This is a genomic window from Bradyrhizobium sp. dw_78 (genome assembly GCF_018449525.1).
GTDB lineage: Bacteria > Pseudomonadota > Alphaproteobacteria > Rhizobiales > Xanthobacteraceae > Bradyrhizobium.
In genome coordinates, this window is the sequence record NZ_JAAVUS010000001.1 from 1,115,872 (window position 1) to 1,140,034 (window position 24,163).

General features: G+C 62.1%; 27 protein-coding genes. 4 read left to right on the plus strand and 23 right to left on the minus strand.

Features of this window, described 5'->3' with window-relative positions; genetic code table 11:
- Window positions 1-28 precede the first annotated feature (28 nt).
- On the minus strand, window positions 29-247 hold the full coding sequence (locus HB630_RS05190) for a ChaB family protein (protein ID WP_213770483.1): 219 nt from the start codon (window positions 245-247) through the stop codon (window positions 29-31).
- A gap of 255 nt (window positions 248-502) precedes the next feature.
- Between HB630_RS05190 and ftsH the strand changes: the two genes are divergently transcribed.
- On the plus strand, window positions 503-2,347 hold the full coding sequence (gene ftsH / locus HB630_RS05195) for an ATP-dependent zinc metalloprotease FtsH (protein ID WP_213770485.1): 1,845 nt from the start codon (window positions 503-505) through the stop codon (window positions 2,345-2,347).
- 243 nt (window positions 2,348-2,590) lie between these two features.
- On the opposite strand, the gene HB630_RS05200 is transcribed toward ftsH, so the two are convergent.
- Window positions 2,591-3,268: a helix-turn-helix domain-containing protein gene (locus HB630_RS05200; RefSeq protein ID WP_213770487.1), complete on the minus strand. Its 678-nt coding sequence runs from the start codon at window positions 3,266-3,268 to the stop codon at window positions 2,591-2,593.
- A 248-nt stretch (window positions 3,269-3,516) separates the two neighbouring features.
- Here HB630_RS05200 and HB630_RS05205 point away from each other — a divergent pair, with 248 nt between their 5' ends.
- On the plus strand, window positions 3,517-3,747 hold the full coding sequence (locus HB630_RS05205) for a hypothetical protein (RefSeq protein ID WP_213770488.1): 231 nt from the start codon (window positions 3,517-3,519) through the stop codon (window positions 3,745-3,747).
- 13 nt (window positions 3,748-3,760) lie between these two features.
- Here HB630_RS05205 and ccoS read toward each other — a convergent pair whose 3' ends face one another.
- The 15 genes from ccoS to HB630_RS05280 form a co-directional block, all read right to left on the minus strand.
- Complete coding sequence (gene ccoS, locus HB630_RS05210; RefSeq protein ID WP_213770489.1) at window positions 3,761-3,913, minus strand: cbb3-type cytochrome oxidase assembly protein CcoS; 153 nt, start codon at window positions 3,911-3,913, stop codon at window positions 3,761-3,763.
- The gene (locus HB630_RS05215) at window positions 3,913-6,105 is read right to left on the minus strand and encodes a heavy metal translocating P-type ATPase (RefSeq protein WP_213770490.1); all 2,193 of its coding nucleotides are present in this window, start codon (window positions 6,103-6,105) and stop codon (window positions 3,913-3,915) included. The genes ccoS and HB630_RS05215 overlap by 1 nt, the downstream gene beginning before the upstream one ends.
- An 11-nt stretch (window positions 6,106-6,116) precedes the next feature.
- On the minus strand, window positions 6,117-6,617 hold the full coding sequence (locus tag HB630_RS05220; RefSeq protein WP_213770491.1) for a FixH family protein: 501 nt from the start codon (window positions 6,615-6,617) through the stop codon (window positions 6,117-6,119).
- 21 nt (window positions 6,618-6,638) lie between these two features.
- Window positions 6,639-8,093, minus strand: coding sequence for a cytochrome c oxidase accessory protein CcoG (gene ccoG / locus HB630_RS05225; protein WP_213770492.1), 1,455 nt, complete (start codon window positions 8,091-8,093; stop codon window positions 6,639-6,641).
- Window positions 8,094-8,200: 107 nt separating this feature from the next.
- Window positions 8,201-9,073, minus strand: coding sequence for a cytochrome-c oxidase, cbb3-type subunit III (gene ccoP, locus HB630_RS05230; RefSeq protein ID WP_213770493.1), 873 nt, complete (start codon window positions 9,071-9,073; stop codon window positions 8,201-8,203).
- A 6-nt stretch (window positions 9,074-9,079) separates the two neighbouring features.
- Window positions 9,080-9,244, minus strand: a complete 165-nt coding sequence (locus HB630_RS05235; RefSeq protein ID WP_213770494.1) for a cbb3-type cytochrome c oxidase subunit 3 — start codon at window positions 9,242-9,244, stop codon at window positions 9,080-9,082.
- A 13-nt stretch (window positions 9,245-9,257) separates the two neighbouring features.
- Window positions 9,258-9,992, minus strand: coding sequence for a cytochrome-c oxidase, cbb3-type subunit II (gene ccoO / locus HB630_RS05240; protein ID WP_213770496.1), 735 nt, complete (start codon window positions 9,990-9,992; stop codon window positions 9,258-9,260).
- 8 nt (window positions 9,993-10,000) lie between these two features.
- On the minus strand, window positions 10,001-11,626 hold the full coding sequence (gene ccoN, locus HB630_RS05245; RefSeq protein ID WP_213770770.1) for a cytochrome-c oxidase, cbb3-type subunit I: 1,626 nt from the start codon (window positions 11,624-11,626) through the stop codon (window positions 10,001-10,003).
- A 136-nt stretch (window positions 11,627-11,762) separates the two neighbouring features.
- A complete protein-coding gene (locus HB630_RS05250; protein ID WP_213770498.1) occupies window positions 11,763-12,152 on the minus strand; it encodes a DUF6455 family protein in 390 nt (129 codons plus the stop codon).
- A gap of 188 nt (window positions 12,153-12,340) precedes the next feature.
- Entirely contained in the window at window positions 12,341-13,672 is a 1,332-nt protein-coding gene (gene hemN / locus HB630_RS05255; protein WP_346656032.1) for an oxygen-independent coproporphyrinogen III oxidase, read from the minus strand.
- 89 nt (window positions 13,673-13,761) lie between these two features.
- The gene (locus tag HB630_RS05260; protein WP_213770502.1) at window positions 13,762-14,022 is read right to left on the minus strand and encodes a hypothetical protein; all 261 of its coding nucleotides are present in this window, start codon (window positions 14,020-14,022) and stop codon (window positions 13,762-13,764) included.
- 420 nt (window positions 14,023-14,442) lie between these two features.
- Complete coding sequence (locus tag HB630_RS05265) at window positions 14,443-14,697, minus strand: hypothetical protein (protein ID WP_213770504.1); 255 nt, start codon at window positions 14,695-14,697, stop codon at window positions 14,443-14,445.
- 84 nt (window positions 14,698-14,781) lie between these two features.
- Entirely contained in the window at window positions 14,782-15,654 is an 873-nt protein-coding gene (locus tag HB630_RS05270; RefSeq protein ID WP_213770506.1) for a CHAD domain-containing protein, read from the minus strand.
- Window positions 15,651-17,210: a bifunctional aminoglycoside phosphotransferase/ATP-binding protein gene (locus HB630_RS05275; protein WP_213770508.1), complete on the minus strand. Its 1,560-nt coding sequence runs from the start codon at window positions 17,208-17,210 to the stop codon at window positions 15,651-15,653. Before HB630_RS05275 ends, HB630_RS05270 begins: the two co-directional genes overlap by 4 nt.
- Window positions 17,210-18,193 (minus strand): zinc-dependent alcohol dehydrogenase family protein, encoded by a 984-nt coding sequence (locus HB630_RS05280; protein ID WP_213770771.1) that lies wholly within the window; start codon window positions 18,191-18,193, stop codon window positions 17,210-17,212. The genes HB630_RS05275 and HB630_RS05280 overlap by 1 nt, the downstream gene beginning before the upstream one ends.
- A gap of 127 nt (window positions 18,194-18,320) precedes the next feature.
- Between HB630_RS05280 and HB630_RS05285 the strand changes: the two genes are divergently transcribed.
- Window positions 18,321-18,794: an Hsp20/alpha crystallin family protein gene (locus HB630_RS05285; protein ID WP_213770510.1), complete on the plus strand. Its 474-nt coding sequence runs from the start codon at window positions 18,321-18,323 to the stop codon at window positions 18,792-18,794.
- A gap of 222 nt (window positions 18,795-19,016) precedes the next feature.
- On the opposite strand, the gene HB630_RS05290 is transcribed toward HB630_RS05285, so the two are convergent.
- The 5 genes from HB630_RS05290 to HB630_RS05310 are packed head-to-tail and all read right to left on the minus strand — an operon-like array spanning window position 19,017 to window position 21,071.
- Window positions 19,017-19,427, minus strand: coding sequence for a hypothetical protein (locus HB630_RS05290; RefSeq protein ID WP_213770512.1), 411 nt, complete (start codon window positions 19,425-19,427; stop codon window positions 19,017-19,019).
- A gap of 40 nt (window positions 19,428-19,467) precedes the next feature.
- Window positions 19,468-19,935 carry a phage holin family protein gene (locus HB630_RS05295; RefSeq protein ID WP_213770514.1) on the minus strand — a complete coding sequence of 156 codons (468 nt, stop codon included), beginning with the start codon at window positions 19,933-19,935 and terminating at the stop codon, window positions 19,468-19,470.
- The gene (locus tag HB630_RS05300) at window positions 19,932-20,216 is read right to left on the minus strand and encodes a hypothetical protein (RefSeq protein WP_213770516.1); all 285 of its coding nucleotides are present in this window, start codon (window positions 20,214-20,216) and stop codon (window positions 19,932-19,934) included. The genes HB630_RS05295 and HB630_RS05300 overlap by 4 nt, the downstream gene beginning before the upstream one ends.
- A gap of 17 nt (window positions 20,217-20,233) precedes the next feature.
- A complete protein-coding gene (locus tag HB630_RS05305; RefSeq protein ID WP_213770518.1) occupies window positions 20,234-20,371 on the minus strand; it encodes a hypothetical protein in 138 nt (45 codons plus the stop codon).
- A gap of 25 nt (window positions 20,372-20,396) precedes the next feature.
- Window positions 20,397-21,071 (minus strand): CBS domain-containing protein, encoded by a 675-nt coding sequence (locus HB630_RS05310; RefSeq protein ID WP_213770520.1) that lies wholly within the window; start codon window positions 21,069-21,071, stop codon window positions 20,397-20,399.
- 322 nt (window positions 21,072-21,393) lie between these two features.
- Between HB630_RS05310 and HB630_RS05315 the strand changes: the two genes are divergently transcribed.
- Window positions 21,394-23,721 carry a phosphoketolase family protein gene (locus tag HB630_RS05315; protein ID WP_249780698.1) on the plus strand — a complete coding sequence of 776 codons (2,328 nt, stop codon included), beginning with the start codon at window positions 21,394-21,396 and terminating at the stop codon, window positions 23,719-23,721.
- 36 nt (window positions 23,722-23,757) lie between these two features.
- Here the strand turns inward: HB630_RS05315 and HB630_RS05320 are convergent, their stop codons facing one another.
- Window positions 23,758-23,952 (minus strand): hypothetical protein, encoded by a 195-nt coding sequence (locus HB630_RS05320; protein WP_213770523.1) that lies wholly within the window; start codon window positions 23,950-23,952, stop codon window positions 23,758-23,760.
- Window positions 23,953-24,163 lie beyond the last annotated feature (211 nt).

Consider the following 24,163-nt stretch of genomic DNA (forward strand, 5'->3'; position numbering starts at 1 on the left):
GAAATGGATCGTCGGCCACGGCCGGCGGTCAGGAATCGCGTTCGATCCAGCGGTCGCCGAACTTCTCGTATCGGCGTTTCACGGCCGCCCATGCCACCCGATGGGCGATTTCCTCGACCCGCGCCGGCTCGCGTTCACCATACTCGATCCAGGCATGATTGAATGCGCCCAGGTAGATCTCCTGGGCGTGTACCGGCAGATGGTTGCGAATGGACGGTGGCAGGTCCTCGGTGGATGCGTAAGGCAATGGCGTCTCTTCGGATGGAAGCGGAACTCAGCGATGCGGCCAGCATTGCATCCCCTGAGCATGATCTCCGCGCAAATGCGTTCCGGGTTTGTCGCGAGGAAAACCGGTACCCACTTTTCCGGATCATGCTGTCATCCAAGCAGATCCGCGAGCCGCTCAATTGATCCTCCGCAAACCCTGACCATCCGGGCCCTCTAAGCTTTCAAGCCATTGGCAGGCCGACTGCGGCGGCATGGATATTAACCGGAGAGCGCAATGAACACCGACCCTTCATCCCGAAAGCAGAGCATTGCGGTCGGTTACATCTTTGCCGCAGCGATGGGCGTGCTGCTGTTGCAATGGCTGTTCACCACCTACAACACCGTGGACACCATTCCCTACAGCGAATTCGAGCAACTGGTCGCGCAGGACAAGGTGACCGAGGTGTCGGTGGGGCAGGACGTCATTCAGGGCAAGCTCAAGGATAAACTGCCGAGCGGCAAGTCGGCCTTCGTGACCGCGCGGGTCGACATGGCTCTGGCCGAGAAGCTGGAGGCCAAGGGCGTGGCGGTCACCGGCGTTCCCTCGGGCGGATTGTTGCAGACCATTCTGTCCTGGGTCGTGCCCATGTTCTTCTTCTATCTGATCTGGATATTCCTGGGACGCCGTCTCGCCGACCGGCAAGGGTTCGGCGGCCTGATGTCGATCGGCAAGTCGCGCGCCAAGGTCTATGTGGAAAAAGACACCAAGGTCACTTTCGCCGACGTGGCCGGCGTCGAGGAAGCCAAGTTCGAATTGCAGGAAGTGGTTTCCTTCCTGAAGGATCCGAAAAGCTATGGCCGGCTCGGGGCCCACGTGCCCAAGGGCATCCTGCTGGTCGGACCGCCGGGCACAGGAAAAACATTGCTCGCCCGCGCCGTGGCCGGGGAGGCCGGCGTCGCATTCTTCTCCATTTCGGGCTCCGAATTCGTCGAGATGTTCGTGGGCGTCGGCGCGGCTCGCGTCCGCGATCTCTTCGAACAGGCGCGCAAGGCGGCGCCTTGCATCATCTTCATCGACGAACTTGACGCGCTGGGGCGCAGCCGCTCGCCCGGCGCTTTCGGCGGCTATGATGAAAAGGAGCAGACCCTGAACCAGCTTCTTGCCGAGCTCGATGGCTTCGACCCGAGCTCCGGCGTCATCCTGCTGGCGGCGACCAACCGGCCCGAAATCCTGGATCCCGCGCTGTTGCGCGCCGGCCGGTTTGACCGCCAGGTTCTGGTCGACCGGCCCGACAAGGCCGGCCGCATCGCCATCCTCAAGGTGCATGTGCGCAAGATCCGGGTCGGCAACGATGTCGATCTCGACAAGGTCGCGGGCCTCACCACCGGCTTCACCGGGGCCGATCTCGCCAACCTCATCAACGAGGCCGCGATCGCTGCGACCCGGCGCAACGCCGAGGAAGTCAGTTTCTCCGACTTCACCGTCGCCATTGAACGCATTGTCGCAGGAATCGAGAAGAAGAGCCGGGTGCTGAGCAAGGACGAGCGCCGCAGGGTGGCGTATCATGAAATGGGCCATGCGCTCGTCGCTTCGAGCCTCACCGGCGTCGATCCGGTGCAGAAGGTCTCCATCATCCCGCGCGGAATCGGCGCGCTCGGCTACACCATGCAGCGGCCGACCCAGGACAGGTTCCTGTTGACCATCACCGAGCTCAAGAACCGTATCGCGGTGCTGATGGGCGGCCGAGCCTCCGAGCAGCTTATCTTCGATGGCGATGTATCGACCGGAGCCGCCGACGATCTTCAGCGCGCGACCGAGATCGCGATCGAAATGGTGACGAAATACGGCATGGACGCCAAGGTTGGCCAGCGGACTTACGCGCCGAAACCCCAGACCTTCATTCCGGCGGCGCAGGATACGATCGTGAGCGCCGCGGAGGCGACGGGCCGCGAGATCGATCTTGCGGTGAGAGATCTGATCGATGCAGGCGATGTGCGCGCGCGGCAGATCCTGGAAAAGCGGCGGGCTGATCTTGAGGCCGGTGTCGAGCTGCTGCTCGCCAACGAGACCCTGACCGCCGAGCAGTTCGCGCCGCTGCGATCCTCGGGCGCCGCCGGAGACGAACAGGCGGCGGCCTGATTTCTGGAAGCTTGCGACAGGTGAGGGGTTGTTTGGATGTAAGGGGATCGACAGAAGCCAGGACTTGAGTGGCCAAGGACTTGAGTGGGACTTGGCAGGACAGCGTGCCAGGACGCGGACTTGGCCGTCGTCAAGACTGAGCTGGCACCAAGTCTTGCTTTCAACATCTGGCTCCCATCCGGATATGAAACTCGATCGTCATATCCGGAGCCGATCGGCGGCGGGTTTCCCCGCCACGTTCATTCAGGCGTTGAGCTGGGCCAGCGCGGTACGGTTACGCAATTCCACGCAGCGGGACGACGACAGCGAGATCACGCCGGTCTGCTGGAGCTGGGTGAGGGTGCGGGAAACGGTCTCGATGGTGAGGCCGAGATAATCCGCGATGTCCTGACGCGACATGGCCAGTTCGACCGCCTTCGCCTTCGCGGCACGCCGTTCCATGTCAAGCAGGAAGCCCGCGACGCGTTCTTCCGCGCGCTTGATCAGAAGCAGGACATGCCGTTGCGTGCGTTCAAGCTCGCGGGCGGTGAGGGTCCAGAGTTGCTGGGCGAGATCCTTTTCGTGGTCGGCGCGGGCCATCAGGGCGCTGCGCTTGATGACCAAAATCTGGGAGTCGCTGATGGCTTCGGCCGAGGTGGCATGAGTTTCGCCGGCTTCAAATCCGAACACGTCGCCGGGCAGGTAGAAGGCGCTGACCTGGCGGCGGCCGTCGTCGAGCATTTTGTAGGTTCTGACCGCGCCGCTGACGACCTGATAGAGATATTCCGCTGGCTCGTCTTCGCCGAAAATTTCGGTATTCCGGGGGTAGCGCATCGGCGCGCCCATCAGCGAAAGGGGGCTCCTGGGCTCGGGGCTGCCGCATTTGATCGAGGCGGGGACGGGGTGGCGCGAGGTGGAAGTGGAAAGCGCTGCGTTCAGCATGGGAGGAGCTCCGTGGGGCTTGACCTTCGATGGAACCCACGATGCCTTGCCTGAGCAGCCGCGAAAATTTGGATATTTCCCCTAAGTAGTATCCCGGAATTGCCAGCCGGCCGGCCCAACCGCGAACCGGCCACCACTCCTACCATCTCACGCAAGAGCGCGCAGATTATTGATGTAAATCAAGGTCTTATTTCAGGGCGCTGCGAAGCTGCATTCGCTGGTTTGGCAGTGGGCGACCGATGCGGTGGATGCGGATTCTCGCGAGGCTGTTTGGCAATGAGTGGCGCGATATTTCCACCGCACCGCACCGCCGCACGCTTGAACTGGCGGTGATTGACAGCGGCGTCCATGCGGCCGAAGCGCCCTGTATCCGCAACGCCGACGGCTGGATCGATGCGACGACCATGCGGCCGGTGCAGATCCGGGCGACACATTGGCGCTACTGGAATCCCGACCTCAATTTCCGCGCCTGCTGCTGATCGGGAATATAGTTTACTCGCCCGGCGGATCGTCGTCGGCGATGGCCCGCCAGGCCGCGCCGTCGAGATCGTCGTATTGGCCGCTCTTCATCGCCCACAGGAAACCGAGCAGGCCGACAAATCCGAGCGTCAAGGCGAGCGGCACAAGGTAGATCAGGATTTCCATCAGGCTGCTTTCCTCGTGCGGTTGCGTGCTCGCAGCGCATTGAGCATGACCAGCAGCGAGGAGCCGGACATCGCCGCCGCGGCGATCAGCGGCGTGACCAGCCCCACAATCGCGATCGGCACGGCCACCGCGTTATAGACGACGGCGAGCCAAAGGTTCTGCCGCATCAGCGACAGCGCTTTCCGTGAAATCGCGACGGCGGCGCTGACCGGGGCCAGGCGGTTGCCGAGAAAGACCGCATCGGCGACGGTCTGGCTCATATGCGTTGCGGTGATCGGCGACATCGACGCGTAGGCCGCGGCGAGGGCGGGGGCATCGTTCAGGCCGTCTCCGACCATCAGCACCTTGAAGCCGTGGCGGGTGAGATCGTCGATGCGCGCGATCTTGTCGACGGGCGTCACCTCGGCGCGCCACTCGTGAATGCCCAGCGACTGTGCGGCGGCTTTCACGGCCGCTTCGCGGTCGCCGGAAACGATTTCGACGCCGATGCCATATTGCTGGAGCTGCGAGACGACGGCGGCGGCATCGGGGCGCAGGCGCTGCCGTACCGCAAGGACGTGGCGGGTCTCGCCGTGCCGGAACGCGACCACCGAGGCTTCGGGATCGTGACCGAGAATTTCATGGGCGAGTTCGTCGGCGCCGCAATAAGATGGCCTGCCGAGTCTGATTTCCTGACCCTCGAACTGGCCTCTCACGCCCTGTCCCGGCTCTTCCTCGATTCCCGGCAACGGAGATTTGGCGCCGGCGGCCCGCGCCACGGCGGCCGCCACCGGATGACGGCTGGAAAGCGCGAGCCGTCCGGCCAGACTGACGACTTCCGCGGGAATGCTGGAGGCGTTGGCGACATCCAGCTCGGGCAAGGTCAAAGTCCCGGTCTTGTCGAAGATGACCCGGTCGATCTGGGCGATGCGCTCGATCGCATCGCCGGAATTCAGCAGCACGCCCGAATTGAACAAGGCGCCGGATGCGACGGTCTGGACCGCGGGAATCGCCAGTCCCAGCGCGCAAGGACAGGTGATGATGAGGACGGCGATGGCGATGATGATCGAGTCGTGGAGGCTCGCGCCATAGGCGAGCCAGCCCAGCATGGTCAGAAGCGCGGTCGCATGCACGACCGGCGCATAGAGCCGCGATGCGCGCTCGGCCAGCCGGAGGTATCGGGAACGCGACTGCAAGGCATTCTCGAGCAGGCGGGAGATTTCGGCCAGCAAGGTGTCTTCCGAAGCGGCGGCGACGCGGACGCGCAGCGTGCCCGACCGAACCAGCGTGCCGGCGAAAACGGCGGTTCCGGGGACCGCCGTGATCGGCATGGTTTCGCCCGTGATCAGGCTTTGGTCGATCTCGGATCGCCCGTTGATGACGTTGCCGTCGACCGCGGAACGCTCGCCGGGGCGCAGCAGGACAATATCTCCGGGCTCGATCGCAGCCACGGGCACGGTGCGGATTTCATCGGCGCTGACGAATTTCGTCGCCGTTTCCGCCTTGAGCGCCGCGAGATTGCCGGCGAAGGCGCGCGTCCGCCGCCGCATGTTCTGGTCCAGATAGCGGCCGGCGAGCAGGAAGGCGATCAGCATGATGGCGGCATCGAAATAAGTGTGCTCGGCGTGCGAGGCCGTCTCGACCAGCGACATCGCCAGCGCCAGGAAAATCCCGATGCTGATCGGAACGTCCATGTTGACGCTGCGCGCCCGAAGCGCGCCGAACGCCGACGAAAAGAACGGCTGCGCGGAATAGGCCGCGGCCGGCAGCACGATCAGCGCCGACAGCCAGTGAAAGAAATCGCGCTGCTCGGGAAGCATATCGCTGACATTTCCCGACCAGACCGGCACCGACAGCATCATGACGTTCATCGCGGCGAACGCGGCGACGCCGAGACGGCGCAACAGCGATTTGGCGCGTTCGGATTCCTGCGTTTCGGCGCCGGCCCGCTCGAACGGGTAGGCCTTGTAGCCGAGCTCGGCGAGGCGATCGACAAACACCGCCGGGTCGATCGCTCCAGCCTTCCATTCGACCGCCAGACGGTGATCGGTGAGATTGACCCGCGCCTTGGTCACGTCGGGAATTTTCGACAGGTTGCGCTCGATCTTGGCCATGCATCCGGCGCAGCTGATGCCCTCGACCGCCAGATCGAGATGGAGCACGCCGGGTCCGGCGCTCTTCAGATAATGCGAAAAATCCAGAGCGGTCTGCATGTGCCACCTCGTCAGTTCAGGACGACCCGGTTTCGCGACAGGAACATGCGCTGGCCCTTGGTGTCGGCCTCGATCACCAGATCCCATAGCCCCGCTGCGATGTCCTGCGCCGTGCCGCGGTAGGTCCCGTTGCCGCTGTCCACCATGTCGATGGCCTGATCGGCGCGCCGGTCGGTCGGTCGCTCGAGCCTTCCGGAGAAATTCAGCCCGGCAAGGCTAGTGCCGTTCGCGTCCTTGGCGTGAACGGTCAAGGTCGCGGTGCCGTCGGGCCGGCGCTCGATATGTTCATCGACCTGCCATTTGCGCAGATCCTGCTGCCGGGCCGCCTGGATTTCCCCCTCGTAAGCGAGGCTGGCGCTATAGGCGCTGTCGACCTCGGTGCCGGGCAGTGTCGTGATCGCAAGTTGCATCATCAGTACATTGACGCCGATGACGACCGCGAAGAACGCGACGATCGCGATGAGTACGAAGCGGCCGGTCAATGGCCGGGCAGTAGGAGCGGATGCCGTCATGGAGACCCTCGTCGGCGTTAGTTATGGTGTTACGAAATTGTCGGTGGCGGAGGCGGCCTCGCCGAGACCGATGTCGGTGACGCGGAATTTCAGCGGTACCGATTTTTCCGTTATTTCGCTGGAGGGAACGGTCACCAGCACGCGCAATTCGGTGGTCTGGTCGCGGCCAAGGATGATCGTCGGCCGTTCCGGCGTCACGGAATCCGCGCCGACGATGTGGACCTGCGCGTCAGGCGGGCCGTCGATGTCGATCGCGATCACGCGGTCGAAGCCGCGCTTGTTCAGGAAGCGCAGCGTGTAGCCGTTGCGGATCGAGCCATCGCTGAGCATGACCGCGACCGGGTTGCGGTCGTGCAGCACATTGACGTCGAGCAGAGTCCGCGTCAGCAGCGTGTAAAGCATCACAGCGCAGACGCCGGCGATCAGGACGGCGTAAACGACGGTTCGCGCCCGCACCGGCTTGAAAACCTCCGGCTGGCCGGCGATCCGGTGCTGGATATTGATATCGTTGTCGTAGCCGATCAGCCGGGTTTGGCGGCCGATCTTCGTCATCACGGTATCGCAGGCGTCGATGCAAAGCCCGCACTGGATGCAGCCGAGCTGCGGCCCGTTGCGGATATCGATTCCGGTGGGGCAGACCGCCACGCACTGGTTGCAGTCGATGCAGTCGCCGATCTTCTCGCCCAGCGCACGAAGCTCGATCGCCTTTTTCAACGAGCAACGCTTCTCGCCTCGATCATATTTATAGGTGACATTCAGCGCCCATTCGTCGGTCAGGGCGGCCTGAATCCGCGGCCACGGACACATGTAGACGCAGACCTGCTCGCGCATGAAGCCGGCCAGCAGATAGGTCGTGAAAGTCAGGATCGCGATCCAGATATAGGCGAGCGCGGGAGCCTGAAACGTGATGAGCTCTTTAACGAGGGTAGGGGCGTCGGAGAAATAGAGAACCCAGGCGCCGCCGGTCCACCACGCGATCGCGAGCCAGATCGCATGTTTCAACGCCAGCCTGGCGGCCCGTTTCAGGTTCATGCCGGCGGCATCGGCCCTGATCCGCTCGCGCCGGTCGCCTTCCACCCAGCGCTCGACCGCGTAAAACAGATCGGTCCAGACCGTCTGCGGGCACAGATAGCCGCACCAGATCCGGCCTCCCAGCGCATTCATCAGGAACAGCGCGAGCGCGGCCAGGATCAGCAGGCCCGTGAAATAATAGACTTCCTGTGGCCATAGCTCGATGAAGAAAAAATAGAAGCGCCGGTTCGGAAAGTCGATCAGCACCGCCTGGTCCGGCGCGCCGAGGCCGCGATTCCAGCGCAGGAAAGGCAACAGGTAATAGACGCCGAGGCAAGCCGCCATCAGCCCCCATTTGATCCTGCGGAATGTACCCGAGACGCTTTGCGGATAAATCTTCTTCTGGGCCGCATAGAGCGGCCCTTCAGCGTCCAGCAATTCGTTTGGTGAAACAGGTTTGTTCATACCCGAGGCCCGATGCGTCCCTGGCTGAACCTACATTTCGGCGGCGCGGCGGCGGTTGAGCCAGATCAACCGCCGCGCCAGCCGCCGTGCAGTCTACGGGCTTTTCCCTATTTGCCGCCGCCCAGCGAATGCACGTAAACCGTCAATGCCTTGATGGTGATGGGATCCAGGCGTCCGGACCATGTCGGCATCACCCCGGCGCGGCCGTTGGTGATGGTCTCCTCGATGGTTGCCTCGTCCGAACCGTACAGCCAGATCTGATCGGTCAGGTTGGGCGCTCCGACTTCCTGGTTTCCCTTGCCGCCTTCGCCGTGGCAGGTGACGCAATTGTCCGAGAAGATTTTCGCCCCCGCGGCGGCATTAAAGCCGGGCGCGGTCGGAAGTCCCGAGAGCGAGCGGACATAGTTCGCGACCGTGACGATCTCGTCCTTCTTCAGCATTCCGTCGCGGCCGAACGCCAGCATCTGTCCCTCATGGGCGTTGGGATTGCCTGACCTCGCACCGAACTGGATCGTCTGCATGATCTGGTCGAGCGAGCCGCCCCACAGCCAATCGTCGTCATTTAGATTCGGGAATCCCTTGGCGCCCGCGCCGCCGCTGCCGTGACACGGGGCGCAATTGTCCGCGAATACGGTCCGGCCTCGCGCCCGCGCCAGCGACAGCAGCGCCGGATCCTTCTCGATATCCGCCAGCGAGGCGGCGCCGAGCACCGCCATTTTCTCGCCGCGCAGCTTCTCGAGATCGGAGAGTTCGCTGTCGACAGTCGCGCGGGACGAATAGTGCAGGATTCCCGTGGTGTATCCGTGAACCAGCGGCCAGGCCGGATAGACGACCCAGTATCCGATCGCCCAGATGATGGTGGCGTAGAAGGTCAGGATCCACCAGCGCGGCAGCGGCGTGTTCAGTTCCCGGATGCCATCCCACTCATGGCCGGTGGTCGAACGTCCTGAAACATGATCGATGTCGTTGTGCTCGGTCATCAGCGGTCAGTCCTCCCGCAGCGGCATTCTTGCCGCATCGTCAAAAATCGCCTTGTTACGGGGCCGCAGCGCATAAAAAACAATGGCCAGGAAGATGGCGACGAAAATCGGCGTCCAGAAGGTCAGGACAAGATGCGACGCCAGATTCTCAATAGAAACGATCGCGTTCATATCGATCCCTCCTTCAGCGTAAATTGGCTTTTTCGTCGTAAAGCTTGAAGTCGACGAGCGTGCCCAGCATCTGCAAATAGGCGATCAGCGCATCGAGTTCGGTGGGGTTGCCGGGCTTGCCGTCGAAATTACGAACCACGGCCTTCGGGTAGCGCTTCTGAAAGGCATCCGCGTCCGCGCTGTCGGGATCGACCTGGGCCCTCAGATCGGCCTTGGCATTGGCGATCTGCTCGTCCGTATACGGCACGCCGACGACCCGGTTGGTCCGAAGATGAGCCGCGATATCGTCGATATCGACCTCGGTTTCCGCCAGTGCCGGATATCCGGGCATGACCGATTGGGGCACGATTGATCTCGGATCGGTCAAGTGACGAACGTGCCAGTCATCCGAATATTTGGCGCCGACGCGGGCGAGATCCGGACCGGTGCGCTTCGAGCCCCATTGGAACGGATGGTCGTACATGCTCTCGGCGGCGAGTGAATAATGTCCGTAGCGCTCGACCTCGTCGCGCAGCGGGCGGATCATCTGCGAATGGCAGAGATAGCAGCCTTCGCGGATGTAGATGTTCCTGCCAGTCAGTTCGAGCGGTGTATACGGGCGCATGCCGTCCACCACCTCGATCGTGCTTTTCAGATAGAACAGCGGGGTGATCTCGACCAGCCCGCCGATGGCGATGACCACGAGGATTCCCGCGATCAGGAAGATCGAATTTTTCTCGAAGATAGCGTGTCGGTTCCAGAGGGACATGCGATGACCTATTCGGCAGGCTGGAGCAAACTAGCGTCCTGGGTTTCCTCGGCTTCGCCGGCATTGACCGTCATCCAGAGATTGTAGGCCATGATCAGCGCGCCGATCAGGTACAGGGCGCCGCCGGCGGCGCGGATGATGTAGAAGGGATGCATGGCCTCGACAGATTCGATGAAGGAATATTCGAGGAAGCCGAGCGATGTGTAGGAGCGCCACATCAGTCCCTGCAGGATGCCGGATACCCACATCGCGGAAATGTAGAGCACGATGCCGATGGTCGCGATCCAGAAGTGCCAGCTGACCAGCCTGAGGCTGTAGAGGCCCTTGCGCTCCCAGAGCCAGGGTACCAGGCAATACAAGGCGCCGAACGACACGAAGCCCACCCAGCCGAGCGCGCCGGAATGCACGTGGCCGATGGTCCAGTCGGTGTAATGGCTGAGCGAATTGACCACCTTGACCGCCATCATCGGCCCTTCGAATGTCGCCATGCCATAGAAGGCGACCGAAACCACCAGCATCCGCAGCACCGGATCGGTGCGCAGCTTGTCCCAGGCACCCGACAGGGTCATCAGGCCGTTGATCATGCCGCCCCATGACGGCATCCAGAGCATGATGGAGAACGTCATGCCCAGCGTCTGCGCCCAGTCCGGCAGCGCCGTGTAGTGCAGATGATGCGGGCCGGCCCAGATGTAGAGGAAGATCAGCGCCCAGAAATGGATGATCGAAAGCCGATAGGAATAGACCGGCCGCTCCGCGCGCTTCGGAATGAAATAATACATGATCGCAAGGAATCCGGCGGTCAGGAAGAAGCCGACCGCATTATGCCCATACCACCATTCGAACATGGCATCCTGCACGCCGCCCCAGACGACATATGATTTCGAGCTGACGAGCGAAATCGGTATCGCGGGGTTGTTGCCGAGATGCAGCACGGCGATCGTGATGATGAAGGCAAGGTAGAACCAGTTCGCCACGTAGATGTGGGGCTCCTTGCGCTTGATCAGCGTCATCAGGAACACCAGAAGATAGGTCACCCACACGATCGTCAGCCAGAGGTCCGCATACCATTCCGGCTCAGCATATTCCTTCGACTGGGTGACGCCGAGCAGATAGCCGGTCCCCGCGATCACGATGAAGAAATTATAGCCGAGCACGATGAACCAGGGCGCCAGATCGCCCGCGAGGCGCACACGGCTGGTCTTTTGCACCACGTAGAACGAGGTCGCAATCAGGACGTTGCCGCCAAAGGCGAAGATCACCGCCGAAGTATGCAGCGGCCGCAACCGGCCGAAGGTCGTCCAGGGCAGATCGAAATTCAACGACGGCCACGCTAGTTGCGACGCGATCAGCAGCCCCACGGAAAAACCGGCGATGCCCCAAAACACCGCCAGCACCGTTGCGAGCTTGATGGGGCCGAAATTGTAGTTCGGCCGGCCATTGATTTCCTGCGGCGGAAGTTCGGCCGGCCGGTCATAGTAACGGTTGATGATGGCGAACGCCGCCGCGAGGCTGGCCGCAGCGCCCAGCGAAGCGTGGAAGGCGAAGGCGCTGTCGAGCGCCATCGCCGCTCCCATCAGGCACAGGAACGACAACACGACGAAAATCGAGGAGAGGCCAGCTTCGCCGATCGTCATCGACTTCGATGCAGGGGAGGCGTTTATCATAGCTCGACTTTCTTTCCGGGCTGACGGTTCGAGGGAAGCACATGCGTAACGTAGACAATTTGACTGAAATCAAGTTTCGGAATGCACTGGTGTTGAAAACGCACGATCAGGCCGCCGAATGCCGCGTCGATTCGCGCATCAGCGCCCGCAAGGTGAGCGCGTTGGGGCAATATTCAGGTTGCTCTTTCAACTGCCCGCCGCTGGCAAGATCGGCGGTGCAGCGGTTCCTGGCGCGGCATTGCCCGCAAACGCGCTGTAGATCGCGCAACACCTCGCCGCGCCGGGCGGCCGAGATGCTCTCGGACAGGCCGGATCGCGCGAGGCGGCGATCGAGGAGTGCGGTGGAGACGGATGCTCCTGTGGCGAGGGAAACAAATTCCGGAGTCGAGACATGCACGTCGCGCGCAATGCCCTCGATTTCGTCCAGACTTAGATGGCCAATTTCATCCCGATGAGAAATCGCTTGCCGCGCCCGCCTCAGCAAATCCCAAAACATCGCTCGCTTGCCCCTTTTTTAAGTTCACATAACGCGGCGGGAGGGGCGCGCGGTTGATCCAGATCAAACCGGGCGAAGTGGCTTCCGGTTCGCGGGAAGAGAACGCGTCAATGCAAGGAACATGAAGCTTCGGTCCTGATGCGATCAGAACCGAAGAAATGCCGTGCGGCAGCCAACGGACGAGGTGATTAAACGGCGGTGCTGAATTGAGCCGCCGGGGAGCGCCTGAAAACGTCGAAGGCGGCGGCAATCACCCTGACGACGGACCGGCCGGCCGCTGTGACGGAAAGCTTTCTCCCGTCGATGGTGACGAGGCCTTCTTTCTGCATCGGGGCGAGAATGGTGAGTTCTTCGGTAAAATCGAGGCCAGGGCCGATCTGTTCCAGATCGACCTCGAAATCGCACATCAGTCTTTCGATGATCCGGGCGCGCTGCCGATCCTGAGGCGTGAGCCGAAAGCCGCGGGCGGAGGCGAGAGAACCGGCCGCGATGGTGCGAACATAGGTCGGCACGTCCGTTACGTTTTGAACAATTCCTTCAGGGAGCGTTGAAATCGAGGAGGCGCCAAAGCCGAGCAGCACCTGGCGGTCGTCGTCGGTATAGCCCTGGAAATTGCGATGCAGCCGCCCGGCCGCCGCCGCCTGCGCCAGTGCATCGGCCGGTTTGGCGAAGTGATCGATACCGATCTTCCGATAGCCGCTGCGCGCAAGCTCCTCGGCGATGACATTGGCCTGATCGATGCGCTGGTCCTGCGAGGGAAGCCTTGCTTCGTCGATGCGGCGCTGGTTGGCCTTGAGGCGGGGAAGGTGGGCGTAGCCGAAGCATGAGATCCGATCGGGCGAGATCGATGTGACCGACGCGCAGGTCTTGCGGATCGAGTCGATCGTCTGCATCGGCAGCCCATACATCAGATCAAAACTCAAATTGCGGATGCCGGCGGACCGCAGCCGGCGGGCCGCGGTTTCGACCATGTCCAGCGGTTGCAGCCGCCCGATGGCGGCCTGCACCAGTGGATTGATGTCCTGGACTCCGAGACTGGCGCGGGTAACGCCGAGCGCCGCAAGACCGTCCGCCAGTTCAGCCGTCACATGCCGGGGATCCAGTTCGATCGCATGTTCGAAGTCAGGCTCGATTGAAAATCGATCCCGAAGTGTCTCGAGGACCGAATGCAATCCCGCCACCCCAAGGATGCTCGGCGTCCCGCCGCCCCAGTGCAGGCGTCCGATCGTAACACGGTTTTCGATCAGGCCCCCGACGAGAGCGATCTCGGCTTCGAGCGCGCGGCGGTAGCTGGCGACGACGTCATCGCGAACCGCCATCTTGGTATTGCAGCCGCAATAGAGGCAAATCTCGCGACAATACGGCACATGCAGATAGATCGAAACGCTCGTTTGAGCCTCGAGGTGGCGAAGCCAGGCTGTGTGCTCATTTGCCGTCACCGGGCCGAAATCCGCCGCTGTCGGGTAGGAGGTGTAGCGCGGGACGTTCAGATGCGCATAGCGATGGATAATTCCCTCCACGGAAGCGCTGTCATGTGCCTCATGGGATGGGGCTGATGATGCCGTCAGAATAGCGGTCATGGTCGTGATGGCTGGGCTATGTCCAATGTTCAGATCGCGTGGATATGGTCCGCGTGCCGCTTGTGCGCCGCCGCGCCTGCGGCCGAATCCGACGGACCGCAAAGCTCCACGGTGTCGGCAAACATCGTCCAGTCCTTGACCTGCTTCTGAAGGCAGAAATCTTTCTCCGCCTGCTGGATGGCCTCCGCCAGCGTGCCGGCCTGAATCAGGAAGCTGCCCTGACACGTATGATGTTCGTGACCTGAATGGTCACAGATGGTCTTCAAGAACCGAACGTAGAATGACCGCATGACGATCTCCCGTCTTCAAATGATTGCCTGACATGTTTCCGGCTTCGTCGCTTTGACGAAGGTCAAAAATGCGGTGGCGTCGTCGGCTATCGGAGAGTCCGTCGGCGCGTATCGGTTGATGCAGGTCAACGCGCCGGAGCTTCACATTGGCAGTCTGATGCGATCACAAAGCCGATAGGAGGGAGCCCCAGCAATGCCCATCTCGACCATCATTGTGCTCGCAATCGTCTGCGCGATGTTCGCGGCTTTCGCCATCACCATGGCATGGGCCCAATTATCGACACCCAATTCGACGGCTCCGGTCCGTTCGAATACGGATGCCCGCCACGGCTCACGCTAACGGTATTTCGGACTACTGTGGTGCAACCGGCCGGTCCGTGATCCATTTGTAAGATATACGGATCTCCCGATCATCGGATTTTAGGATTGGCGAATCTTGGCGGACCGGTTGCTCCAGAGCAAGGCCACCAGTCCGATCGCAAAGGCCGCCGAAACCTCTGCCGCCAGCCATGCGATCGTCGTAACCAGGAAGGCTTCCTGTCGTTGCCAAGCCATTCTGGCGTTCTCGCCAACCGCGTAAGGCAGGACATCAGGAAACACAAACCGACAGAAAAGAGCCAGCGCCGCCGACAACAACGCGCCCGCAACGATGATGAAGATAAACCGCCTTGCCATCGCTACCTCCATGTTCCGAGGCAACCGTGCCACGGCGGTCGGCTGCGCGCTATTCCGTATCTTTCCGTAGAATCGCGCGGCGATTTATTTGCCCCGTGGTGCCGATCGCCGCAGCGCATCGGCGGCTTCTTTCAAGAGCGCCCGCTTTCGCTTGCCGTAACCGGGCGGGCGGCCACGCCCCGCCTTGCGCAGACGCTTCAAATCGCGAAGGTCGCCGAGGGCGCGATGGATACGTTTGGCGCCGTCATAGGCCGTGCCGGTCCAGGCCGGAGACAGCATGCCCAATTTCTCGAATGCATCGGCCATGTACCGAAAGCGCTTGGCCTTGATTCTCAGCCGGTGCATCTGTCCGGAGCTTAATGCCCGGAGCTCCCTGCCGTTTCGCAGCAAGGTCTTTTTCCAGTGCCGGAACCGGCGCTCGCCATAGGACGCGGCGGATTCCATCCGGTGACCCGGCAAAGCTTCCTGAATCCACGGGCCGTTCACGATCCAGCGGCTGACCGCGGCGATCCAGCGCTGGTAGCGGCTTGAGCACAACGCCTGGGCGGCCAGCCGGTCGCATTCGGCGCTTGCCTGCACCAGCGAACAATTGCCGCTTTGCACCCAATCGGGATCAAGCTGTGCCGCGTAGATCAACGTGACGTGACAGTCGCGCGCCTTCCCAAGCTCCGAATTCAGCCAGGCCAGCTCGCGCTTGAGCAATGGCCATACCCGGTCGTGCGTGATCGGCGCGAAAAACGCGACCGCCGCCCGCAATTGCGTGAGTGCAATCCTCATCCCGTGAATCGCCTCAGCGTCACGCTGGCATGCCGCCGGGTGATGCCTGCGGATATCCCGGATGGCGTGATCGGCGATGTGCTGGAACGCGGTCTGGCAATCCAGCGGCGTTGACGTCAGCTCCGGCAGCTGCGCCGGAGGGGTGGCGTGGCCGCCGCGGATCGGGGGCTGATTTCTCATCGCGGTCCCCTGATTGCCGGTCCCAGATGCGGGACGCTCCGTTCGATCGTCTCCTTGGGCGAGCCGGAGGCATCGACCTGTGGCCAGTCCATCCGGCCAATGTCGATGCTTTCCTGCTGAAGGGCGACATCCCGCGTGGCGTCGGAGGCGTCGCGCCGTCGCGAGGCGACGCGCTTCAGGCGCTCATCGCAGTCGAGGCTAAGAAAAACCGGGCGGAAGGCCGTGCCGGTTTCATGGGCGGCGAGCGCAAGCGCGTTCCGCTCGGCTTCGCGCAGGAACGCGGCGTCCAGGATGACGGAAAGTCCCTGGCCGATGATCGCCCTGGCGCGTTCGGCCATCGTCCGGTAGACGCGCGCGGATGTCTCGGAATTATAGGCCGTCGCCGGCAGGGCCACGAGCGCATCGACGCCGAACAGTTCCTTTCGGATCACGTCCGAACGCAGGATCACCGCGCCGGGTAAAGGCGTAACCAGGCCGGCGAGGCTGCGGGCCAGCGCCGTCTTGCCGGTTCCCGACCGGCCTCCGATCGCGATCAGCGAAGGTGCGCCGGGCGCAATCAGTTCAAGCGCCAGATCGAAATAGGATTTCGCTTGCGCGATCGGCGCGGCATCGTTGTGGGACTGCTCGCATGTCGTGAACAGCACATGGGCGCGGATCGCGGCCCGTATCGAGAGGAATAGCGGCAGCAGCCCGAGCGCATCGGCATGTTCGCGCCAGGCCGGTTGCAGATAGTCGTTGAACAGCCGGTTGGCGGCGACATACCTGCCGAAATGGATGAGATCCATGATCGGAAAGGCGAGGTCATACAGCACGTCGGTGGTCGCGATCGCGGGATCGAACTCGATCGCATCGAACAGCACGGGCTTGCCGCCGACCAGGACGATATTGCCGAGATGGGCATCGCCGTGGCAGTGGCGCACTAAGCCCGCTTCCGCACGCTGTTTCATCAACGGGAGATGCTCGGCAAGCTGTCGATGGCTCAGGGCGTGAAGCCGTTCGACGGCTTCACCCGCGAGGGCCGTCTGGCCGCGAAACTTCTTGGTGTTGCGGTCGATGATGCCGGCGACTGAAGCGGGCCATTCGGAGCGGTCCGCGACCGGCGCGTCCGCATGGGACGCGCGCATCACCTCGGCCAGCGCGTCGGCCAGTTCTGGCGCGACCTCATCGATGGCCGCCAGATGATCGAGCGTCTGCCGCTCGTCGAACCGCGCCATCTCGACCGCCCATTCGATCGGCGGGCCGGTGCCGCCGATCTCCGGCCCCGCGGCTCCGCGCGTGATCGGCAGGACGCGCCGATAGAGCGCCGGGGCGTAGCGTTGGTTGACCGCAAGTTCCTCCTCGCAAGCGCGCTTGCGCTTTTCGAGGGTCGAATAATCCAGGAAGGGCAGGCAGACGGCCCGCTTGATCTTCAACACCCGATCGGGTTCGAGGAAGACGATCGACGCGTGGGTATCGATGCGTTTCACCGCTCCGTTGCGATGGCGCCCGGCGAGAAAATCGAGCACCGCGTTCTGACCGGCTGTCTCGGGCGGGTTCTCGGGCTTGGTCGACCGCATCACGGCTGCAACACGGCGGCGCCGACGAGCCGACCTTCGCGCAGCCGGGCCAGCGCTTCGTTGGCCTGCTCAAGCGGGAAAACCGTGGTGTGGGTGTGAACGCCCGCCTCGGAGGCGGTTTTCAGGAATTCGGTGCCGTCGTGGCGGGTCAGATTGGCGACCGAGACGATCTGCCGTTCACCCCAAAGGATGCTGTAGGGAAACGAAGGAACATCCGACATGTGGATGCCGGCGCACACCACCCGGCCTCCCTTGCGGACCGCGCGCAGCGCCTGCGGCACCAGCGGGCCGACCGGCGCATAGATGATGGCGGCATCGAGTTCAACGGGTGGCGCATCCTCCGACGCCCCGGTCCAGCGTGCCCCGAGCGAGCGCGCGAGAAGCTGCGCGTCCTCGTCGCCCTTGCGCGTGAACGCGTAAATATTGCGCCCCTGCCAGCGCGCGACCTGGGCGATGATGTGTCCGGCCGCGCCGAAGCCGTAAATGCCGAGATCCTTGCCGTCGCCTGCCTTCGTCAGCGACCGCCAGCCGATCAGTCCGGCGCAGAGCAGCGGCGCCATCGCGGTGTCCTCGCCGGTTTCGCCGAGCGGGAAACAATAGCGTGCGTCGGCGATCAAATGGCTGGCGAACCCGCCGTCGCGCGTATAGCCGGTGAACTGCGGATGATCGCAAAGATTTTCCTCATCGTTTCGACAATATCGACAGACGCCGCAGGTCGAACCGAGCCAGGGAATCCCGACCCGCATGCCGAGCTTCAGGCCGCTGACGCCGGGACCCAGCGCGTCAACCCGGCCGACAACTTCATGTCCGGGGATGATCGGATAGGCGATGTCGGGAAGTTCGCCGTCGACGACATGGAGATCGGTACGGCAGACGCCGCAGGCGCTTACCTTGACGCGGACCTCGCCGGCAGCGGGAACCGGGTCCGGACGTTCCACCCATGTCAGCGGCGCGCCGGGCGCCGCAAGCACCATCGCATGCATGGCAAAATGTTCCTCACAGTTGACATTCACTTTGGCGGCGAAGTCGCCGGGCGGTTTGATCTTGGTCAACGCCGAAGTCGTGTGACTTCCTTAAACGTAATTATGCTAACTTAACCAGGAGGCAAACATGACCAAATCTGTAATTCCCGTTGGTACCGAACGTAGCGTGGCGCGCCAGGAAGCCAATCCCTTTGCGTTCCTGCAACAGGAAATCGACAGGCTGTTCGACGGCTTTAGCCGCAATTTCCCGGCCTTCACCACCAGCGGAGCGGCGCTGCCGCGCATGGATGTGGGCGAGACCGACAAGGTGATCGAAATCACTGCCGAACTGCCCGGACTTGAAACCAAGGACGTTCAGCTTAACCTTGCGGACAATGTCCTGACCGTTCGTGGTGAGAAGAAGAACGAGCGCGAGGAAAAGAACAAGGATTATCATCTGGTCGAGCGCAGCTTCGGCTCGTTCGCCCGTTCGGTCCAGTTGCCGGAAGGCGTCAAGTCGGAAGATATCACCGCTGAAATCGCAAAGGGCGTGCTCAAGGTGACCGTCAAGAAGCCGGCGCCGAAGCAGAGCAAGCAGATCGAGATCAAGGCCGCGGCCTGACCTTCCAAAGGCGTCGCCGGCAAGATGCCGCGTCAGTCGAGCTTTTGCCGATCAGGAGCGCGAGGGCGGTAGGTCGAGCCGCTGTCGCGCTCTTCGTCTGTGCTGACACGGGGGTTGCACGGTATATTCGCGCGCTCAGCATTGGTTTTGGCTGACGAGCGAAGCTTGATACGCGAAGCATCGGGTCTGATCTGAACTGAAGCGATTCAGGCTTGGCGCACTTCAGAGCGGCGTGACGGCCACGACGAGATAGGGATGCATGCCGTCGGCCTCGTGGATGGAAACATATTCGCCCGGCTCGAAGCGCTCGTCGCCAAGATGGTGGCCGGCTTCATCGGGCAAGTCGCCGGCTACGTCGTAGTGAAAGCGCCAGTTGCCGCCGGGCCCATGCATGATATGGCCGAGCTGGTCGTTTCCGACCGGCCGCTGCCGCGCAACCCGGCAGGCTTCCTTGTGAAGCTTCCACAGGTCGGCATCGACCCGCGAGGCTGCGTCAAGCGGCGCCGTGATCACGTAGGCGATTTCGGAATCGCCTTTGGGATGATCGTGATCCCGCGCCCGCTCCAGCCGGATTTGCCGGAATGCGCGGGGAAGGGCGATGTTGCGGAACCGTTTGAAGGCGTGACGATTCATCGAAAATTCCGGGGGGGGGGGGACGTGAAGTTCAGGAGGGTCAGACAGGATCCATGTCGGCCTTGCGCGAGCGGAGGCGCTGGACCAGCAGCGGAATGAGCGGCAGCAGCAGCGGGATCGCCGTGCTGGCAAGGGCTGATGCCAGCGAGGCGGCTCCGCTTTCCTGGTTCTTGATTTCCGCTTCCAGCGCGGCGATTGCCTGATGATGCACTTCGGTCGCAAGCGCGAGTTCATGGCCGACCGGCCGGCGCAACGCGAACAGGGCCAAAAGACCCGCGATCAGAATATTGATAAGCCCGAGCGCGGCGGCGGACCAGATCGCATTCCACACCTGCACCAGGGCGAAATAGGCGGCGAGCTCGAACAGCAGCAGACCAAAGGACGCGATCAACGCCGCCAGCGCCTGAAGGCCCAATCCGCTCAAAAGCCGCTTCAAGCGAAGCTCGGCAATGATCCGGTCGGTTCGCCACAGCACGCGCGCGTGGTCGACAAGACGGCTGACGTTCATGGTTTTTTCCTCATGGCCCAACCGATAACGATGCCGAGCGTGAGCGCGGTGACCAGCGCGGTCGCCGTTTTTCCGGCGATCGCGTGCTCGATTTCTCGCTCGTCCATTTCAACAGAGGTACGCAAATCGGTAAGGAAGGCTTTAACGTCGTTTGCGAGCGTCTTGGCCTTTTGGGCCGAAAATTCCCGCCATTCGTCAGCCCCCGCGCCGAGCAGCCGACTGGCTTCCTGCCTGAGCAGATGAAGCTCGTCCACAATCTCGCTGCCGTGAGTCATCGCCATACTCCTCTCAATGGAGGCTATGGCCAGCAGTCACTGGCAATCTTGATCTGCGTCAAAAATTCAGCGGCTGAGCACTGCCCGGTGTATTGGAATCCGTCAAAATGATCCAGATTGCCCGCCGGATCGCCGCTGCCACGGCGAACCGGCGTGAACATGACGTGAATTCGCCGCAGCGTCTGTTCAATAGGCGGGAATCATTTCGTCGATCACGCTTTTGACGTTGGGTACGCTTTCAGCCAGCGTCAGCAGCGCCTTTCGCTCCTGCTCGGAGTTCACAAGCCCCCAGATGTGGACGGAGCCGTCGTTGACGATGATGTTGCGCTTGCCGAAATCCGTCCAGGACTGCTGTTGCAGCCTGTCGAGGATGTCGCGCCGAATCGCCCGATCGGGATCCGGATTCGATTTCGACGCGATGTTTGCGGAAGCGAGGGCTTGAATCAAATTCGCCCGGCTCACGATGCCCACCAGCTTTCCGTCGCGCAGGATGGGAACGCGCTTGATCCGGTGGCGCTCGAAAAGCGTTGCGATCTCTTCGAGAGAGGTATCCTCCGATGCCGAGACCACCGAGGACGACATGAGTTCGGATACCTTTGCGCCATGCGATGCCGCGAACTCCTTCGCTAGCGTATCGGGCATCGTCATGGCCTCCAGCCACCACGGGCGCTGCCGCTCGGTGCCGATCTCCTCGCGGCGCATCAGGTCGGCTTCGCTTAAAATGCCGACGACGTGAAGCTCGTCATCGACCACCGGCAGGGCACTGACGTCATATTCCGTCAGTAATTTGGCGGCATCCACGACGGACACATCAGGACTCACCGTGACAACTTCACGGGTCATCACATCGATCGCTTTCATGGCCTTGTCCCTTCGAGGTATGTTCAGACAATTGGAGTCGATCATGTCAGTCTTTTATGACACGCTGTTATCGCGCCTTGTCGCGAGACGCCCGGAATTTTCCCTTAGGGGATTCTACGGATGATCGTTCGGCCACCTGCCCACCGCGGCACCAATTGAGGCGGCAAACGTTGACGCACATCATGAACTACATGCGAACTCACGAAGTATGGTTGCTTCCGACAGGAGAACGAGCATGGCGGCAGAGATCAGCGGGCGGGTGGTTCCTCAGGCGGGGTCTTTATCCCCAAAAGACTCGTTGTCTTCGAAAGACGTGAGTTTGATGCATGCGTGGTGGCGCGCGGCGAATTATCTTTCGGTGGGGCAGGTTTACCTGCTGAACAATCCATTGCTGCGCGAGCCGCTGACACTGGAGCATGTCAAGCCGCGCCTGCTCGGCCATTGGGGCACCACGCCCGGTCTCAACTTCATCTATGTTCATCTCAACCGCATCATCAAGGCGCAGGACAGGAACATTCTGTTCATTGCCGGGCCGGGACACGGCGCCCCCGGCGTCGTCGCCAATACCTGGCTCGAGGGGACTTACAGCGAGCTCTATCCCGATGTGTCGCAGGATGAGGCCGGCATATGCCGGCTGTTTCGCCAATTTTCGTTTCCGGGCGGAATACCGAGCCATGCCGCGCCGGAAACGCCGGGATCGATTCACGAGGGCGGTGAACTGGGCTATTCCTTGTCGCACGCCTATGGCGCGGTGTTCGACAATCCGGATCTGATCGTGGCGTGTGTCGTCGGCGACGGCGAAGCCGAAACCGGCCCGCTCGCGACCTCATGGCACGGCAACAAGTTTCTCAATCCGGCCAGCGACGGCGCCGTGCTGCCGATCCTGCATCTCAACGGCTACAAGATCGCCAATCCCACGGTATTGGCCCGGATCAGTCCGGCCGAGCTTGAAAGCCTGATGCGTGGTTACGGCTATGACCCGATTTTCGTCGAGGGCGACGATCCGATGCCGATGCATCAGAAGATGGCGGCGGCGCTCGACACGGCGTTCTCCCGGATCGATGCCATTCAGAAGGCTGCGCGGGAGGGCAAGACCAAGACGCGCGCGCTGTGGCCGATGATCGTGCTGCGGTCGCCGAAAGGCTGGACCGGCCCGAAGACCGTCGACGGGTTGAAGGCGGAGGGGTCCTGGCGTTCGCACCAGGTGCCGTTCAGCGACATGAAGAAGCCCGGCCATCTGGAGCTGCTTGACCATTGGATGCGCAGCTATGTTCCGGAGGAGCTGTTCGACGGCAGCGGCCGGCTGCGCGCCGAGATCGCCGCGCTCGCGCCCGTTGGAAACCGGCGGATGAGCGCCAATCCGCACGCCAATGGCGGTGCGTTGATGCGTCCGCTGCGGCTGCCCGAGTTTGAAGCCTACGCCGTGCCGGTAACGGATCCGGGCCAGTCGGAAGCGGAGGCGACCTATATCGCCGGCAAATTCCTGCGCGACGTCATGCGCGAGAATGAGACAAATCGTAATTTCCGGGTTTGGGGCCCGGACGAAACCGCGTCAAACCGGCTTCAGGCGATCTTCGAAGCCACCAACCGCGCCTGGGATGCCGAAACCATCCCGGATGACGATCATCTGGCGCCGGACGGCCGGGTGATGGAGATCCTGAGCGAGCACACCTGCCAGGGCTGGCTGGAGGGCTATCTGCTGACCGGCCGGCACGGTTTCTTCTCCTGCTATGAAGCGTTCATCCACATCGTGGATTCGATGTTCAACCAGCACGCCAAATGGCTCAAGACCTCGCGCGAGGTGGCGTGGCGGCGGCCGATTGCCTCGCTGAATTATCTGCTCACCTCCCATGTCTGGCGTCAGGATCACAACGGCTTCAGCCATCAGGATCCGGGCTTTGTCGATCATGTCGTCAACAAGAAGGCCGATACGGTCCGGGTCTATTTCCCGCCGGATGCCAACACGCTGCTTTATGTCGTCGATCACTGCCTTCGCAGCTGGAACCGGATCAATGTCATCGTCGCGGGAAAGCAGCCGCAACTGCAATGGCTCGACATGGATGCAGCGATCAAGCACTGCACGCAAGGTATCGGGATCTGGGAATGGGCCAGCAACGACCGCGGCAGCGAGCCCGATGTCGTGATGGCCTGCGCGGGGGATATTCCGACCCTGGAAACGCTGGCCGCGGTCGAGTTGCTGCACCAGTATTTGCCCGAGCTGAAAGTCCGCGTCGTCAACGTGGTCGATCTCATGACGCTGCAACCGAAGTCGCAGCATCCGCATGGCTTGAGCGACAATGATTTCGATGCGCTTTTCACCACGGCCCGGCCGGTGATCTTCGCCTATCACGGCTATCCCTGGCTGATCCATCGCCTGGCTTACAAGCGCACCAACCACCACAACATGCATGTTCGCGGCTATCAGGAGGAAGGTTCGACGACGACGCCGTTCGATATGGTCGTGAGAAACCGTCTCGATCGTTTCCATCTCGTCGCCGACGTCGTCGACCGGGTGCCGTCGCTGGGACCGAGAGCCGTCTACGTCAAGCAGATGATCCGCGACAAGCTCGTGGAGCATGAGCGCTATATCCGCGCGCATGGCGAGGACATGCCGGAAATCTCGGGCTGGAAATGGCAGCGCAGGGCATAGAGCCTTGTCGGTTCTGATTCAATCAGAACCGAAGCATTAGCGGGCGGGGTGGTCGGAAAGCCGTTCCACCTCGATGCAGTCGAGCAGGTCGGCTGCGTCCTTTACCTGCGCTTCCGCCAGAACCAGCGCGCCGGATGGGCTTTCCGATACGACGTCGAATTGTTGCTGAAGATGTTTATGGCCGGTCGAGCCGGGGGCTATTTTGAAGAATTTTACGCGATAATTGGCCATTTGGATGCTCCCGTGCTGTGGCCTCCCGATCGGTCACTTGTGCGCGATGCCTGAACTGAAGATGTCCGAACTGCACATGTGAGCGGGCTATCTTGCCGGTTCGCTTTGAATCCCGACGATCCGAATAGACCAAAACCATTTATCGTAACAGTGATTTGAATCGCATTGATCCGCATCAAGACGGGTTCATCGCCTACGATTAGCTTTCGTG

Coding starts and splice junctions, on each gene's coding strand:
- HB630_RS05200 (WP_213770487.1), bottom strand. CDS start 3,268: ATGCTGAACGCAGCGCTTTCCACTTCCACCTCGCGCCACCCCGTCCCC.
- HB630_RS05320 (WP_213770523.1), bottom strand. CDS start 23,952: ATGGCCAATTATCGCGTAAAATTCTTCAAAATAGCCCCCGGCTCGACC.
- ccoO (WP_213770496.1), bottom strand. CDS start 9,992: ATGTCCCTCTGGAACCGACACGCTATCTTCGAGAAAAATTCGATCTTC.
- HB630_RS05315 (WP_249780698.1), top strand. CDS start 21,394: ATGCATGCGTGGTGGCGCGCGGCGAATTATCTTTCGGTGGGGCAGGTT.
- HB630_RS05285 (WP_213770510.1), top strand. CDS start 18,321: ATGACCAAATCTGTAATTCCCGTTGGTACCGAACGTAGCGTGGCGCGC.
- ccoG (WP_213770492.1), bottom strand. CDS start 8,093: ATGAACAAACCTGTTTCACCAAACGAATTGCTGGACGCTGAAGGGCCG.
- HB630_RS05235 (WP_213770494.1), bottom strand. CDS start 9,244: ATGAACGCGATCGTTTCTATTGAGAATCTGGCGTCGCATCTTGTCCTG.
- HB630_RS05290 (WP_213770512.1), bottom strand. CDS start 19,427: ATGAATCGTCACGCCTTCAAACGGTTCCGCAACATCGCCCTTCCCCGC.
- HB630_RS05265 (WP_213770504.1), bottom strand. CDS start 14,697: ATGGCAAGGCGGTTTATCTTCATCATCGTTGCGGGCGCGTTGTTGTCG.
- HB630_RS05250 (WP_213770498.1), bottom strand. CDS start 12,152: ATGTTTTGGGATTTGCTGAGGCGGGCGCGGCAAGCGATTTCTCATCGG.
- HB630_RS05280 (WP_213770771.1), bottom strand. CDS start 18,193: ATGCATGCGATGGTGCTTGCGGCGCCCGGCGCGCCGCTGACATGGGTG.
- ftsH (WP_213770485.1), top strand. CDS start 503: ATGAACACCGACCCTTCATCCCGAAAGCAGAGCATTGCGGTCGGTTAC.
- HB630_RS05300 (WP_213770516.1), bottom strand. CDS start 20,216: ATGGCGATGACTCACGGCAGCGAGATTGTGGACGAGCTTCATCTGCTC.
- HB630_RS05205 (WP_213770488.1), top strand. CDS start 3,517: ATGCGGATTCTCGCGAGGCTGTTTGGCAATGAGTGGCGCGATATTTCC.
- HB630_RS05260 (WP_213770502.1), bottom strand. CDS start 14,022: ATGCGGTCATTCTACGTTCGGTTCTTGAAGACCATCTGTGACCATTCA.
- ccoP (WP_213770493.1), bottom strand. CDS start 9,073: ATGACCGAGCACAACGACATCGATCATGTTTCAGGACGTTCGACCACC.
- HB630_RS05295 (WP_213770514.1), bottom strand. CDS start 19,935: ATGAACGTCAGCCGTCTTGTCGACCACGCGCGCGTGCTGTGGCGAACC.
- HB630_RS05305 (WP_213770518.1), bottom strand. CDS start 20,371: ATGTTCACGCCGGTTCGCCGTGGCAGCGGCGATCCGGCGGGCAATCTG.
- HB630_RS05270 (WP_213770506.1), bottom strand. CDS start 15,654: ATGAGAAATCAGCCCCCGATCCGCGGCGGCCACGCCACCCCTCCGGCG.
- HB630_RS05275 (WP_213770508.1), bottom strand. CDS start 17,210: ATGCGGTCGACCAAGCCCGAGAACCCGCCCGAGACAGCCGGTCAGAAC.
- HB630_RS05220 (WP_213770491.1), bottom strand. CDS start 6,617: ATGACGGCATCCGCTCCTACTGCCCGGCCATTGACCGGCCGCTTCGTA.
- HB630_RS05310 (WP_213770520.1), bottom strand. CDS start 21,071: ATGAAAGCGATCGATGTGATGACCCGTGAAGTTGTCACGGTGAGTCCT.
- ccoS (WP_213770489.1), bottom strand. CDS start 3,913: ATGGAAATCCTGATCTACCTTGTGCCGCTCGCCTTGACGCTCGGATTT.
- ccoN (WP_213770770.1), bottom strand. CDS start 11,626: ATGACGATCGGCGAAGCTGGCCTCTCCTCGATTTTCGTCGTGTTGTCG.
- HB630_RS05215 (WP_213770490.1), bottom strand. CDS start 6,105: ATGCAGACCGCTCTGGATTTTTCGCATTATCTGAAGAGCGCCGGACCC.